The 14,523-nt window shown below is 53.5% G+C and carries 13 protein-coding genes; 3 read left to right on the top strand and 10 right to left on the bottom strand.

All coding sequences use genetic code 11. From position 1 onward, the window contains the following. Positions 1–80 precede the first annotated feature (80 nt). Positions 81–815 (top strand): IclR family transcriptional regulator, encoded by a 735-nt coding sequence (locus BM025_RS19765; protein WP_085850496.1) that lies wholly within the window; start codon positions 81–83, stop codon positions 813–815. Between the two features lie 32 nt (positions 816–847). After that, the gene (locus BM025_RS16200; RefSeq protein WP_085850497.1) at positions 848–1,390 is read left to right on the top strand and encodes a 2,4'-dihydroxyacetophenone dioxygenase family protein; all 543 of its coding nucleotides are present in this window, start codon (positions 848–850) and stop codon (positions 1,388–1,390) included. A gap of 2 nt (positions 1,391–1,392) precedes the next feature. Here BM025_RS16200 and BM025_RS16195 read toward each other — a convergent pair whose 3' ends face one another. The 7 genes from BM025_RS16195 to BM025_RS16165 all read right to left on the bottom strand — a co-directional run bounded on the left by BM025_RS16195 (position 1,393) and on the right by BM025_RS16165 (position 8,164). After that, positions 1,393–2,160 carry an SDR family NAD(P)-dependent oxidoreductase gene (locus BM025_RS16195; protein ID WP_085850498.1) on the bottom strand — a complete coding sequence of 256 codons (768 nt, stop codon included), beginning with the start codon at positions 2,158–2,160 and terminating at the stop codon, positions 1,393–1,395. A 10-nt stretch (positions 2,161–2,170) separates the two neighbouring features. Beyond that, a complete protein-coding gene (locus BM025_RS16190; protein ID WP_085850499.1) occupies positions 2,171–3,622 on the bottom strand; it encodes an aldehyde dehydrogenase in 1,452 nt (483 codons plus the stop codon). Between the two features lie 12 nt (positions 3,623–3,634). Further along, on the bottom strand, positions 3,635–4,345 hold the full coding sequence (locus tag BM025_RS16185; protein WP_085850500.1) for an ABC transporter ATP-binding protein: 711 nt from the start codon (positions 4,343–4,345) through the stop codon (positions 3,635–3,637). Continuing rightward, a complete protein-coding gene (locus BM025_RS16180; RefSeq protein ID WP_085850501.1) occupies positions 4,338–5,066 on the bottom strand; it encodes an ABC transporter ATP-binding protein in 729 nt (242 codons plus the stop codon). Before BM025_RS16180 ends, BM025_RS16185 begins: the two co-directional genes overlap by 8 nt. Beyond that, on the bottom strand, positions 5,063–5,977 hold the full coding sequence (locus tag BM025_RS16175; protein ID WP_244515882.1) for a branched-chain amino acid ABC transporter permease: 915 nt from the start codon (positions 5,975–5,977) through the stop codon (positions 5,063–5,065). Before BM025_RS16175 ends, BM025_RS16180 begins: the two co-directional genes overlap by 4 nt. A 2-nt stretch (positions 5,978–5,979) precedes the next feature. Further along, a complete protein-coding gene (locus BM025_RS16170) occupies positions 5,980–6,843 on the bottom strand; it encodes a branched-chain amino acid ABC transporter permease (RefSeq protein WP_085850503.1) in 864 nt (287 codons plus the stop codon). An 82-nt stretch (positions 6,844–6,925) separates the two neighbouring features. Next, positions 6,926–8,164, bottom strand: coding sequence for an amino acid ABC transporter substrate-binding protein (locus tag BM025_RS16165; RefSeq protein WP_085850504.1), 1,239 nt, complete (start codon positions 8,162–8,164; stop codon positions 6,926–6,928). Positions 8,165–8,352: 188 nt separating this feature from the next. On the opposite strand from BM025_RS16165, the gene BM025_RS16160 reads away from it, so the two are divergent. After that, positions 8,353–9,210, top strand: a complete 858-nt coding sequence (locus BM025_RS16160) for a helix-turn-helix domain-containing protein (protein ID WP_085850505.1) — start codon at positions 8,353–8,355, stop codon at positions 9,208–9,210. A gap of 237 nt (positions 9,211–9,447) precedes the next feature. Here BM025_RS16160 and BM025_RS16155 read toward each other — a convergent pair whose 3' ends face one another. The 3 genes from BM025_RS16155 to lsrK form a co-directional block, all read right to left on the bottom strand. Then, complete coding sequence (locus BM025_RS16155) at positions 9,448–11,679, bottom strand: ATP-binding protein (RefSeq protein ID WP_170842215.1); 2,232 nt, start codon at positions 11,677–11,679, stop codon at positions 9,448–9,450. A gap of 958 nt (positions 11,680–12,637) precedes the next feature. Beyond that, positions 12,638–12,946: an antibiotic biosynthesis monooxygenase gene (locus BM025_RS16150; RefSeq protein WP_085850507.1), complete on the bottom strand. Its 309-nt coding sequence runs from the start codon at positions 12,944–12,946 to the stop codon at positions 12,638–12,640. Positions 12,947–12,990: 44 nt separating this feature from the next. Beyond that, positions 12,991–14,520 (bottom strand): autoinducer-2 kinase, encoded by a 1,530-nt coding sequence (lsrK, locus tag BM025_RS16145; RefSeq protein WP_085850508.1) that lies wholly within the window; start codon positions 14,518–14,520, stop codon positions 12,991–12,993. Between the last annotated feature and the right edge of the window lie 3 nt (positions 14,521–14,523).

Below are 14,523 nucleotides of genomic sequence, written 5' to 3'. Positions count from 1 at the left end.
ATTGCATATAGTGAGATTCTATTTGCACATAATGAGATTATTGGCCACATTAGGTCAAGCCTATTTCGGAGATCATACCAATGGCCACTTCGCTCAACTTGTCTGTTATGAAAGCTTTCGATGCGCTTGACCTTTTTGATGAAACCCGTCCGGAGTTATCAGTAGAGATCGTGGCCCGCGAATTACGAATGACCAACGCGACGGCGCACCGGTTCATGACCACCCTCGAAATAGCCGGAGTACTGACCGCTGTCCGCCGTGGGGTCTATGCTCCTGGTCCTCGACTGTCTCGCTTGGGGCGTATGGCGGAGGATCTTTCGCCGTTGCCGCCCAGTCTTCAAGCCGTCCTCGACAGGCTGAGGCAGGACTTGGGGGAATCGATAATGGCTTGTCGTTTTACGCCACGCGGACCGCTTTGTGTCGCAGTGTCGCTCGCGCAGCGCCCGATCTCGGTTCAGATCCGGACAGGGACCACCTTGCCGATGACGTGTACCGCGCAGGGTCGGTTGTTCCTTGCCGGAATGCCGCCGCGTGACCGGACGCAATGGGGCATCTCACAAGGCGAATGCCAAAAAACACTGACCGCATTAGAGCCGCTTTTGACCCGTTTGCAGTCTGAGGGCCACGCGCTGAATCAGGGCTATAATGAACCAGACATTGCTGCGATTGCGGTGCCGATCACGGTGGCAGGCCGCACAGTCCTGACCCTTTCCGCTTTCGGAACACTAAGTCGATTTGACGAAAGTTTTTTCAAACGCGCTGAAAGGGTTATGAAGTTGGCGGCAGCCGATCTGGTGGCCGAGATAACTCCCTGAGCAACCTAAAATGCAAGAAAAGGAGTATACAAATGAATGATGAGTCCAAAAATACCGGTGCGGAATTCTGGCGTGATCTTAAACCCATCACGAAAGTATTCCAGCCGGACGCAAGGCCGGAAGTCTATTTGCCCAATGTCGCTGACGACGACATGCGGTACTATGTTCCATTCACAGAAACGGTCTTTTCCAAGCCGCTTTGGATATCGCCTAGCAAAAATCAATGGTGCGACGTTTTGATGGCGACCGGTCCGGGGTTGGTGAACCGACATTACCACCCGCACGAGGTCTTTGCCTACACGATCTCGGGCAAGTGGGGGTATCTTGAACATGATTGGATCGCCACCGCGGGCGACTTTGTCTACGAGACGCCCGGCGAAGGGCACACCCTTGTGGCTTACGAGCACGAAGACCCGATGAAAGTGTATTTCAAGGTCACCGGCCCTTTGATCTGGTTGGACGAGGACGGTGAGCCTGATGGCTATTTCGATGTTCATCAGTATATCGCCATGTGCAAAAAACATTACGATAAGTCAGGAATCGGTGCTGCCTATATCGAGGGTCTCTTCCGCTAAAATCACGCCGACATGCCACCATCGGCCATAAGCACATGGCCGGTGGTAAAGGACGATTGCGACGAAGCGAGATAAAGCATTGAGGCCGCTATTTCGTCGGCCGTACCATGGCGCCCCATAGGGATAATCTCGTCGAAAAATGCGGTGCCGTCACGCCCGATTTCGGCGCCCAGACCATCCTCCACTCGTTTTTGAAACCCGTTGGCGATCGGCCCTGGTGCAATGGCATTCACCCGAATGCCACGTGGGGCAAGGTCTTTTGCCAAAACGCGCATCAGACCAGTGAGCGCGTGTTTGGCGGTGATGTAGGCGTACACACCGGGATCGCCCCGCGTCGCAGCCACGCTTGAGGTCAGCACGATGCTTCCGCCTTTGTTCATGTGAGGAACACCGTGTTTTGCCAGCAAGAAAGCACCGCGTACATGTACCGCCATGACGCTGTCGAAGACTTCGGTGGGGTAGTCTTCGATGGGGGCTACAGTGCCGAATGTTCCTGCATTGGATATGAGGACATCGATCAAGCCAAAACGATCCACAGTGCGCGCCACGGCACGTCTGACCTGCGTCTCGTCTGTGACATCCGCGGCAATGCAAAGCACGTCATCGGCTGCCTTGCCAAAGACTTCGGCACAGGCAGTGTCGAGCGCGGCGAGATCCAAATCGACCAGCGCCAGTCGCGCTCCGTGATGATGCAGAAGACGTGCAGCTGCCAGTCCAAGCGACCCAGCACCCCCAGTAATGAGGCAAACCTTGCCTTTGAGATCAAACATCAGTGCCTCCTTAAATCGGATAGTGGGGTTGACCATCCTGAATGGTAATCCAGCGCAGGGTGGTGAATTCCTCGATTGCAGCCATGCCACCGAACCGACCGTAGCCAGAATCCTTGACACCGCCAAAGGGCATCTGCGCTTCGTCATGCACCGTAGGCCCGTTAATGTGGCAAATGCCGCTTTCAATCCGTTTAGCGACATTCATAGCGCGAACCGTGTCGCGCCCGAAGATACTTGCCGACAGACCATATTCAGTATCATTGGCCACGCGCACTGCCTCGTCTACGCTGGCCACACGGACCACCGATGCGGTCGGGCCAAAGCTTTCCTCGGTGTAGATGCGCATCGACGGTGTGACATGGTCGATCAGCGTAGCCTCCATAAGGACGCCGTCCGCATAACCGCCAGCCATGATCTTTGCACCTTTGTCCTCGGCATCTTGCACCAACCCCATGATCCGGGACACAGCACCTTTGTCCACGACACAGCCAAGCGACGTGTTGCCTTCCCGCGGATCGCCAACTGTCAGGCTGCGGACCTTGGCAGTCAGTTTGTCGACAAAGGCGTCTGCGATGGTATCCATCACCACAAGCCGCTCTGTTGACATGCAAATCTGGCCTTGGTTCATGTAGGCCCCAAAGGCAGCAGCGGCGACGGCGGCATCAAGGTCGGCATCATCCAGCACGACCATCGGGGCCTTGCCGCCCAGTTCCAATAGCGCAGGCTTGAGGTTTTCGGCCGCCAACTTGGCGATGATCCGTCCTACCCGTGTCGATCCGGTGAAATTCACCCGGCGCACGGCGGAATGGGAGATCAACGCCTCGACAATCTCGTTGGCATTGTCTGGCGCGTTGGACAGGACGTTAAGCACGCCCTTGGGCAAACCCGCATCCTGTATCGCTTCGACGATAAGCGCGTGAGTGCGGGGCGAAAGCTCCGAGGATTTCATCACCACCGTATTACCGCAAGCCAGCGGCATGGCGATAGAGCGCACGCCAAGGATAACCGGCGCGTTCCAGGGGGCCATCGCCAGCACAACTCCTGCAGGCTGGCGGATCGCCATGGCAAGAGAACCGGGTCTATTCGAGGGGATGACTTCGCCCTTGATCATCGTTGTCATCGATGCAGCTTCGCGCAGCATCCCAGCCCCCAACATGACGTTGAAACCTGCCCAAGCGGCAGTGGCACCGAGTTCGTCCGCCATAGCGCGGGCAATTTCGTCCGCGCGTGCTTCGAGATTGTCGGCTGCTGCCAACAGCAGGCGTCGCCGTTCCGACGGGCCGGTATTCGACCATTCAGGAAAGGCGCGCGCTGCTGCATCGGCAGCGCGTTTTGCATCCGTGACGGTCGCGGCGGCGGCTTCGGTTGCAACGCCGCCGGTCAGGGGATTGTTGCGAGTGAAAGTCCGGCCATCTTCGGCCTGAACCTTTTCACCTTCGATCAGTAAGTCCAAAACGTTCATATTTTTCTCCATTTACAGGTCACCGCCTAGAAAGGCCTGTCTGACAGCCGCGTCGTTCATTAATTCATCCGAAGTGCCCGAACCGGTTATCCGACCCGCTTCGAGCAGATAGCCCCGATCCGCGTGACGCAGGCTGATCTTTACGTTCTGCTCGACAATCAAAAGGCCCACACCGGTTTTGCGCACTTGTGCCAGTGCCTTGAACATCTCGCTGACCACGATGGGCGCGAGGCCAAGGCTCGGTTCGTCCAGCAACAGGAATTCAGGTTTCGACATCATCGCGCGGCCAACGGCAACCATCTGTTGCTCGCCACCGGACATCGTCTGCACGAATTGTTTTCGTCGCTCTGCAAGTCGCGGAAAGATGTCGAAGACTTGCGCGAGGGTATCTTCCTCGGACGCGCGGGCGCGCGGCGGTGTCGCACCAAGACGCAGGTTTTCCTCCACCGTCATGCGGCCCACGATACCGCGTCCTTCGGGCACAAGGGCAATGCCGCGATTGGTCACATTATAAGCCGGCACGCCGGTCATTGGATCACCGTCCAACTCGACAATACCTTCGGCGGTAGGGACCATGCCAGCAATCGCTTTTAGCATCGACGACTTACCAGCACCATTTGCCCCCAGCACAACGACGACCTCGCCCTTGGTTACTGAAAAGTTAACTGAATCTACTGCAAGGTGCTTGCCATAACGGACAGTCACGTTTTTTAACTCAAGCATGATCGTCTCCCAGATAAGCCTTGATGACAGCAGGTTCCTGTAACACCTCGGCAGATGGCCCCTCGGCGATTTTTTCGCCCGCACTCATCACGATGCATCGCGAACAAAGCGCGCGCACGGCTTCCATGATGTGTTCGACCAGCAATACGGTCATCCCTTGCCCTTGCAGGTTTTGCACAAGATCGATGCCGATACGCAGCTCGGACGGATTTAGTCCCGCGAGCCATTCATCAAGCAGCAGCAGATCAGGCTCAGACGCCAGTGCGCGTGCCATCTCCATCCGTTTTTGATCGATGTAGGTCAGATTGCCGACACGCTCATCACCGCGCCCCTCCAACCCGACAAATGCCAGTTTTTCTTCCGCAAGCGCGCGGGCCTCGCGTCCCCAATGCCGCTTTTTTCCAAAGGCCAGCGAGAGCTGCACGTTCTCTGCCACGCTTAAAGTGGGCAGTGGGCGGACAAGTTGGAAGGTGCGGGCGACCCCATGTTTTGCGACCTTGTGCGGCTTCATCATGGTGATGTCCGTACCGCCAATTCTGACCGTGCCACCATCGCAGGGCAGGGCGCCCGAGATCATATTCAGCACGGTGGTTTTGCCTGACCCGTTTGGCCCCAAAAGACCCACGACCTCGCCGGGTTGCAGTTTGAACGACACGTCCTTGACCGCGACCAGCCCGCCAAAGCGCTTGTGCAGGTTCATAATTTCAAGAGGTTTACTCATGTTCGGCCTCCTTTACGCAGGTCGTCGATCTTGGCCAAAACCCCGTTCGGCATAACAAAGACGATTAGGATGAAGAGCAGCCCGAGGATGATAGAAAAGTGATCGGGGAAACTGACGGACAGCCACTCGAACAGCAAGAACAGAGGCACTGCGCCCACCAGAGGCCCCCAAAGCCGCATCGCACCGCCCAAGAGCGCCATGATCAGCGTCATAAAGCTGACCGTCGGATTGAAGACGATGGAAGGCTCGATATAGGTCCAGCGCGGTGCCTGAATGGCCCCGACAAGGGTGATTATCGTGGATGAGATGACAAAGAGAAGCAGCTTGATACGGGTCACATCTACTCCGGCATGGGCGGCGACGGTTTCGTCATCACCAAGCGCCTTAAGCGCCAGACCAAAGCGTGACCGTCCGATCGCCCATGATATCAGAAATGTCACAACCGCAAGTGCCAGAAGCTGCCAATAAATGTGCCGTCCTTCAAAAGGTAAAAAGATATAGCGGCCCATGGTGTAGGTCACGTTGACCTCCCACCAGCTGACAGTCTGGCGAACCAGCTCGGCCAACCCAAAGGTGAAAATCACGAAATAGACCCCAGCAAGGCGCAAGGTCGACAGGCCGACCATAAGTGCCATGATCATGCCGATGCCAGCAGCACACAGCAGTACCAGCGGATAAGGCATCACTTCGTTCAGAACGGCGACGGTGTAGGCACCGACCCCGAAAAACGCCACTGTCGCCAGTGAAATATAGCGCGTCGGCCCAGAAAACAGCGCCCAAGCAGTGGCCAATGTGACGTAGCCGGTCATGCCCAGCAGGACGCCGGTCCAGTAATCGGAGATAAGTAGAGGCGCGCAGGCCAGTAAAACGACTGCTACGCCGGCAAGCGCGAAACCATGTAGTGTTTTCATGTTCATGCCTTTCCGAACAGACCGTTGGGCCGCACAAGCAGCAGCACAAGAAACACTGCGTAAACGGCGGCCAGTGTTAGACCAGGATCGACATATGCAGCGACAAAAGTTTCAACGAGGCCGAGCAACAGGCCCGCGACGATGGCACCGGGTACGCTGCCTTTACCCCCAAGAATGACGACGATCAGCGCCTTCATCGTAAAGACAACACCAGCGGTCGCAGTGAATGTCTGGAACATCGAGAGGACCACGCCACCAGTCGCTGCCATCGCGCCACCAATAGCGAAAGCCGTTCGTGCCGCACGGTCTGTGTCGATGCCAAACAATGGCGCGCTTTTGGGTGCCAGTGCCACCGCACGCAAGACCATTCCCCAGCGGGTGCGAAACAAGATGACCACCATAGCCCCCCCAATCGCCAGACTAAGGACGAGCGCCAGCAACCGGTTTCCGGCGACCACGGTGCCCAGCACGTTGACTGGTGTGTTCAGAAAACTGTAGCTTGCGTAGCCACCACCAAAGAGCGCCAAAAGCACGCCTTGGATTACAAAAAGAAGCCCGAAAGTCACAAGGATACTGTCGACTTCAAGCGCGCCTTCGTCCGGCGCACGCGCCACCAGCGGCTTCATCAGGATCCTATATATCAAGTCGCTCACGACATACCCCGCAGGCACGAGGATCAGCAACGCGACAAGCGGATTGATCGCAAAGGTCGTAAAAAGAACATAGGTGGCAAAACAGGCGGCAATAATCATGTCCCCGAATCCGAGGTTCATAATTCGCGCGATACCGTATTGAATGGTGAGGCCCATCGCGACAAGCGCATAGGTGCCGCCGAGCACAAGCCCGTTGACGACGTGTTCAAGCATGGAAAGTCCGATCTTGTTCTGTGTGAACAGAGGCGGCGGATGGTTCCGCCGCGCTCTTGCTCGTAGGTTGTATGTACGGGGGTTATTCCCAGTCGGGCTTGGGCAATTTAACCTGGATCGTGCCATCGCTTCCTTCGGACGAAACGGCCACAAACTTGCCGTCCTGCCATTGGCCGACCCAGTTGATTGCGCGCAACTGGTTGTCTTCGAGCTGCGTTTCTGATCCCAGCACGGTGGAAAATGTACCGCTGGACAACTCTTTGGCAATCTCTGCCTTATCAAGGCCGACGCGTTCGATGGTTTGCTCTAACATCTGTAGCGACGCATAGATCAGGACCGATCCCCAGTAATCCGCACCACGGCCGACCAGTTCCTCGTGTTTCGCGCGATAGGCATTGTTGAGCTCGTTGTTTGGGTCAACACCGCCAAGGCTCATGATACCTTCTACAGATCCATCCGCAATTTTTGGATAGACAGGGAAAGCTGCACCAACCCCAAGGTAAAAGACCGGTGGGCTGTAGCTCGCTATTTTGGCCTGTTTTGTCAGGGCGAAGGTGTGAGGTGGATATGTAAAGGCTACAAAAGTGTCCGCCTCGGCGTTACCTGCCTCGTTTAGAATAGTGGCGAAATCAGATGTTTCCGGCGGAAAGCTTTTGTCATAGGCAACATCGAAACCTGCCGCTTCAAAGCTGGGTCGCGCCGCTTTTACCAGATCAATTCCAAAGCCATCTGCGACAGAGATCATGGCGATTTTATCGTTGATCCGGCCCGCTTCACGCTCGGCTACGAGAATTTCTGTAAACGCAGAAACATAGTCCTCGCTGCCGCCCATGAACCAGAAACTGGTATCCCAACGCTTGACAAAGTCCGAGGCTTTGTCGGTCACAGCCGCCCCAGCGAGATGAGGATAACCGAATTTGGCCATCAATGGTGCAACCGCAAGGTTGAAGCCAGTGCCCCAAGGTGGAAGGATAATATCCACCTTGTCTTGTGACGCCAAACGCTCGACCGCGCGGACCACTTCCTCTGCCGAGGAGCGATCATCATAGGCTATGACTTCGATCGGCAACTGGCTGCCATCTGGCATTTTCAACCCACCTGCGGCATTCACTTCTTTTACCCACAGCTCATAGTTGGGCGTGACTGTCATATCCGCGCCGCCCGCATTTGGGCCGGATTTGGATATCGCATATCCAACGGTCACCTTGTCGCGCTCCTGTGCGGCGACACCGTGCGTAGCAGCTGTAATTGAAAGCGCTGCAATCGCGCAAGTTGTTAGGCGGCGCGTCATGCGGCCCCCCTCAGAAAACAAATTTTTCATTTTATTCCTCCCAAGATGTCACAGGACAATGAGGTCGGTTTGACCTGCCGTCCCGATCCCACGCAGTTCCCAAAGCGGGGGATAGAGACAGCGTAAGCCGTCCCGATCTTTAAAATAATAGACATTTTGAGGGTATAATGGTACTTTTGACGGATTAACCAATTAGATCACTAAGGAAACCACAGGCTTTGGAACGTCAAACCATTCAGGCAGAGCGCATCAAGAGCGCGCTGACCAAGACCGAATTTGCGACGTCTGGCGGGCGGGCTATCTTTGTGATTCTGGAATCGGGCCGCGGCACTTTCATTTCTGACGAGGTCGAGCGTGATGTTGCTGGCCCCTGTCTGATCTGGTCACCGTCAGGCTGGTCCACTCGGATAACACTCGCAGCTGGGACAGCGGGGGTCCTGATCCGCATGCCCGAACGCGCCCTTGGTCGCGCGCTGCCGACCGATTTGATCTCGGCCCATGTACGCCAAATTGTAAGCCGTCGCATCTTTCTGTCCGACGTGACGCCCCCGATGATGCAGTCTTTTGTCACGCTGTTTGACAAAATTGAGACCGAGTTGCACGCATTGGCACCGGGCACCGACGCCGTTCTACACCACTGCGTTTCGCTGCTGCTGATCGAAATTTGGCGCGCCGCCGCGCCACCGCTACAAGCGACCGAACCACAGCCGCATCGCATCTCTGACAGTTTTCTCAACCTTGTGGAACTGCACCTGCAAAACCACTGGACCGTCGCCGAATATGCCCGCCGCATTGGTGTGTCACGCGACCGGCTGAACGAAACAGTACGCCGCGCGATTGGCATACCTCCGCATCAACATATGCAGCGGCGATTGATGGAAGAGGCAAAGACGCTGTTGGTTACAACCAATCTGCAAGTGGCTGAGGTCGGATATAAACTCGGTTTCAGCGATGCTGCATATTTTACGCGCTTTTTCCGTCGTCACGAAAGCCTTGCCCCTGCGCAATTCCGTCGTACCTACACCCCGCTTTATCGCACAAGAACGAAAGAGGTTTCCTTTGCAGAATGGCCATAAGTCCAATGGCAATTTTACATACGTAACGTCGATTTATCTTCCTGCTAAAATATTGAGCACCACTCTTTTAGAGCGCCACGCAAATTGATGTGCTCAATAACTTGTGGATGGACGCCATCACCAAGCCCATGCCTTTGGGTTCAAATTCGGGCACAAAACTTTCGCCAAATTGCTGTGCGTCTGGACATCACAGGCATCTATCAAAGAAAATTCATCGAATTTATATGCGAAGTTGAACTACACCACAGCTAAGGTTTCTGAAGCGTCAGTCAGAGGGCAGGTGAACCAGAAAACGGTTTCTTGGTCCGGCTCACTCTCAAACCCGATCGTGCCACCCATCAATTCAATCAAGGTGCGCGAGATGCTTAACCCTAATCCGGTGCCGCCTCGTTGACGCACGTTGGAGCTGTCTGCCTGTGAGAAGGGTTGGAATATTTTACTACGAAACTCTTCGGATATACCCGGCCCTAAATTGCTCACTGAAATTTTCATATGGGTTGGCAGAACTTCGGCATTAAGCCGAACTGTTGTCCCAGAATGCGCAAATTTACATGCGTTCGACAACAGGTTTGTCAAAACCTGCATAACACGATTCTTGTCTGTTGAGATCATCAGTTCAGCTTCAAGATTCTGCACTTCCACTCCGACGTTCCACTGCGAGGCATAAGTTTCGACCTGTTGGGATGCGTCACTCAAAATCTCGTTAAGATTGAACGAATTCACTTCAACGTTCATATTGCCCGAATTCATTTTCTCCATGTCCAGAATGTCGTCAACAAGGCTGGCGAGGCGATCAGAATTGGACAAAGCAATCTCGATCAATCGGTCAGAAACCTGCAGTTTTTCAGCCGGGGACTGAGCCTTCAAAAGTCCGAGTGCGCCTTTGATTGAAGTCAAAGGTGTACGAAGTTCATGACTGACCGTGGCGACGAAATCACGTTTCATTCGCTCCAGTTTGAAAATTTCTGTCACATCAGTCTGTACCCCGAGCATCCTGAGGGCAGTCCCGTCTGGCGCACGCTCTACCACGACGGCATCGGACTTGATCCAGCGCCATTCATCATTGGCGACATTTACGCGAAAACGAACTTTAGCGCGGTCTGTGCGGCCTTCAATGCAGTCTGCCTCTGCTTTTTTGAAAGGGACAAGGTCATCTGGATGCATGCGAACTATCTGTTCTTGGTAGGGGTTTTGGGAGTTTGCAAGAGCTTCAGTTTGCATGTTCGCGAGCCAAGTATCTGAGACGACTGAGGTTTTGCGCTCTAAATTAATATCAAAAACACCAATTTGAACGCTCATCAGTGCGAGGTTCCACCGTTGTTCAGCCTCGGCAATTTCCTTTGCATGCCTTTCGGTGACGGAGATGTCGCGCATGAGCAACGTGATCCGTGGGTCACCTTCCGCAGTGAACCACGTTTTCTTTTCGACTTCGATAATCACTGGCTCAGCGGTCTCGATCGTCGAGGTCACATGTAGTTTTGACCACCCATCATCGCCTTGCATATCCATGTCAGGCAGCACTTCACCAATAGAATTTCCATCCAGACCCATGTGGTTCGTGAGCGGCAAAAGAAGATTCAGTGCGGCTTCGTTTGCATGGAGGATTTCGCCTGATTTATTGACCGAGAGGATCGCAAGCATCGCATTCTCAAGAATTGAGCGCTTCTCTTTATCTTGCGTTTCAAGGTCTCTGGTTTTTTGCGCGACGGTGACAGCGATTGTCTGGTTTTTCCTGATCAACACGTGCAAGATTGTGCTGACCAGAGCTGTAATCAAAAGCCCAAGTGTCAGAACGATCCACCTTGCGCGGAATGGCTGGATAGCGTCGAACTGCGGTGTACTTCTAAATGATAAAAAGAAGGTTTGCCCGAATTTCTCTATCGACTGGTTACGGCTATAGTCTGATGCGTCAATGGTGGTCGCAGGTACAGTGTTGATATTATCAATAGCCATATTTGCATCAAATTCGGCATGTATTTCTATCATTTTGCCTTGCGCATTTGTTAGGCCTTTGAAGAAATCCTCGAGATTCAAAACAGCAAAAGCAAAACCAATAAAGTCACCTTTCTGCGGTTTGTAGATTGGCTTAAGCATAAACACCCGAGAGCCGCCGATTTGAGGAACGAGATCTGGGAAGTGTCCAGCGACAAGAGTTTGCCCCGTATCACGAGCTTTTTTTGCGATAGCAAGCAGATCGGGATTACTTGCAAAATCCAACCCCAGAAACATTTGGTGGTTGGCGAGTGGCTCAATATATTGCACGACAAAATGATCGTCTGAAAGCGTGGGTGGCAAGCCGCTCAACTGACTACTGCTCTCAGTGAGCGCGAACAAATTACCGCGCAGGCCACTTTCTTCAGGGGTCGCCGAGGCAAGACCGATGGCATCAAGCATCAACATACTATCGTTCACGTTCAGAGCTTGAGCGTAGCTTGACATCTCTGACGCGGTTATTCCGTCAGATGCCATGACTAAACCATTGAGACCATCAAGGATCCGACTGTAGTCTTCGAAACGTCGATCAAGAGAGATGAGACTTTGATCCACCAAAATCTGAAAAGATTCTTGCGATCTACTGTGTGCAATTTTGTGCACTAGTAAAAATGAGGAAAAGGATAGTCCAAGAAAAAAAACCAAACTGATCCCTTGGTACAATCGCGCACTGTGATCTGAAGACATTTCTCACCTATTGAATGTATGGCTTTTGCATGCGGTTGAAAACACGCAATAAATAAATATGCTGCTGCTGTAATTTGAGTGAGTGATGCTCTGTAATAAGGGCAGAAATATGACGCTAATCTGAACCTACAGAGGTGTTTGTTTCGAAATCTGCAACATTAGAGGCTTGGGGATTGTGTGGGCCTGACGCGTGTGGGCACCTGTTCAGAGGAAACCGGCGCAAAGATTATTCATTCTTAAGCAAGCAGCACACCGCAGGCATCAACCAAGGCAGATTTGTACGATGTGCATATGTAGATCGTCGGGGTCATTTTGTTCTGTGTCACTCATTGGAGCCACATCCTTTTTCATGTCGCTGCTGATCCAACTCTGTCTAAAGACGTATGCTTTTTATCGATGCTGTGTTCAGCCTGTCATAACCGCCCTTCATCGCAGGCGGGAGATTTAAACCCAGAAAACTTTTCAACCCAACATTTCAAAGGAACTGTTAATCTTGAAAGGCGGAAGGCGCACGAACCCCCTAATGTCGACGATGTCCTGCACCTTGTCGTATGCGACAGGCCCGTTCTGAAAAAAACGTTTTTTGTTGAGAAGTATGGAATGAAAGCTAGTGGCCGCATCGGGCTGTATGGCCCTTCACTTATTCAGCCACGACTTCCTGCCGAAGGGTCTCAAAGCTCAAATCTAAACCAACGTCACGCCCGAAAATCTGTCTTTTAGGTGCGGCAAAGGCATTAAAATTTTTGAGTTAAGATGTTTTTGCCCCTTGGACATGTATCGGCGCAAAGTATGTTTTCGTGCGCCCGTTCAGGGTAATTGGATCAATCATTTCAACACACTTTTTGTAGTGTTGCGTCTCGCGGTGGTCATCCAAAGCAGCATCGCTTTCAAAAATTTCATAAACAAAAAAATTGTTGTTGTCGTCGGGGTCATGCAAGAGATCAAAGCGGATATTTCCGGGCTCTTGGCGTGTGCCGTCGCAATTGATTTTGAAAGCTTCAAGGAACACGTCGCGGGTGCCTTCTTTGACTTTGATGTTGACGAGTTGAATGAGCATTTTAGGTCCTTTTTGAGAAATAATGAAAAGTGGGAGCGGCGGAATTAGGTTCCGGGGGCTTGCCACATTGATGTTGTGATGCCCTCCAAAACGAGGTCCCGCTGGAGGGCATAGGCTTTCGCCCAACGCTCGCCTGCATCGTCATAAAGCGCGCGCAGGTCCGTATTCGGAGTGAATTCGTGTTCGATTTGCGACCAAGCCATGCCGCCCTCAGCGAGTGACGAAAACTGAGATGCACCTGTCGCCGCAGCAATCGCGCAGCCTTGTGCCGTCGCCTCTTTTACCTTGGGTGTGGCAACAGTGAGGCCCGTGACATCCGCTAAAATTTGCGACCAATGCGCCGACTTCGATGCGCCGCCAGCAAAGATGATGCGTTCGGGGCGTTTGCCGGACAGTTCAAAAACAGCTTGCAGGTTGCGGTGGGCGACAATCGCTGCATTTTCTTGGAGTGCTCGAAAAATTGCTGCGGGACCAGAAGCTTGAGGATCAAGCGATAGGTTGAGAAGAGAAGGGGCAGCATGAAACCATTCGCCATACCGCATGACGTCGGAGAACACGGGAATGATCCCATGCGCGCCAGCGGGGACGGACATTGAATCGGCTTCCAGCTGTGTATAGTTTTTCCCCTGACCAAAAGAATCGCGGAACCATCGCATCACAGCGCCAGTAAAGAAACTGATGGCCTCTGCCTGATTTAGATCAGGAACGACATGGGGGTTGATCCGCAGGTTCATCGTTGGGTCGGTGAGCGTGGTCGGGACATTAACGACCTGTTGCCAAAACGTGCCGCCTAGGACTGCGCAATCGCCCTCATGTACGATCCCGAGGCCCAGTGCGCCCGTTTGACAATCTCCGCCGCCTGCAATCACAAGTGTACCTGCGGCGAGGCCCGTGGCATCTGAAGCTGCTTGATGGACTTGCCCCACAACATCGCCCGTACTGACGCCTCGCGGCAATAATCCTGTCGGCAAACCAACAGTGGCAAGCGCATCATTGAGCGGTGCGCGGTCCTGTAAACCGATCAGGCCCGTTGTTCCGGCGTTTGACGGCTCGGACGTCAGTTCGCCAGAAAGGCGGTAAAGAATCCAATCGGAAAGCATCGTAAGTGCGCGCGCACGTTCAAGCACGTCTGGCATGTGCGTGCGCAGCCAGATCAATCGCGGTATCGCGCCAAGTGCATAAGTTTGGCCAGATCGCGTATAAATATCTGCTTCAAGGTCAGGGTAATCTTGCTTGAGCGTGCGCACCTGCGCATCAGAGCGCGCATCGACATTGGCACAAGCCCAAATTTCCGCCCCACTTTCATCGTGTAAAACGAAAGCTTCCCGCATTGCCGTCGCGCTAACGGCTTTGATGTTTTTTGGATCAATGCCCGTTTTAGCAATCACTTCGCGACAACAGCGCGCAAGGATTTCCCAGTTTCCTTCTGTGTCAAAATCCATCGACCCCGGATAACGCGGATCACTTGCGTGCCACCATTCTTGTCCCACGGATCCAATTTCAGCGCCGGATTGATCAAAAAGAACGGCGCGTCCGCTGCCTGTTCCCGCATCGATTGCCATGAAATATTGCATTAT

Origin of the sequence: Pacificibacter marinus (assembly GCF_900109555.1) — a bacterium.
Taxonomy (GTDB): domain Bacteria; phylum Pseudomonadota; class Alphaproteobacteria; order Rhodobacterales; family Rhodobacteraceae; genus Celeribacter; species Celeribacter marinus_C.
The sequence above is the reverse complement of the archived record's forward strand: the minus strand, read 5'-3'. Positions and strand labels throughout refer to the sequence as shown.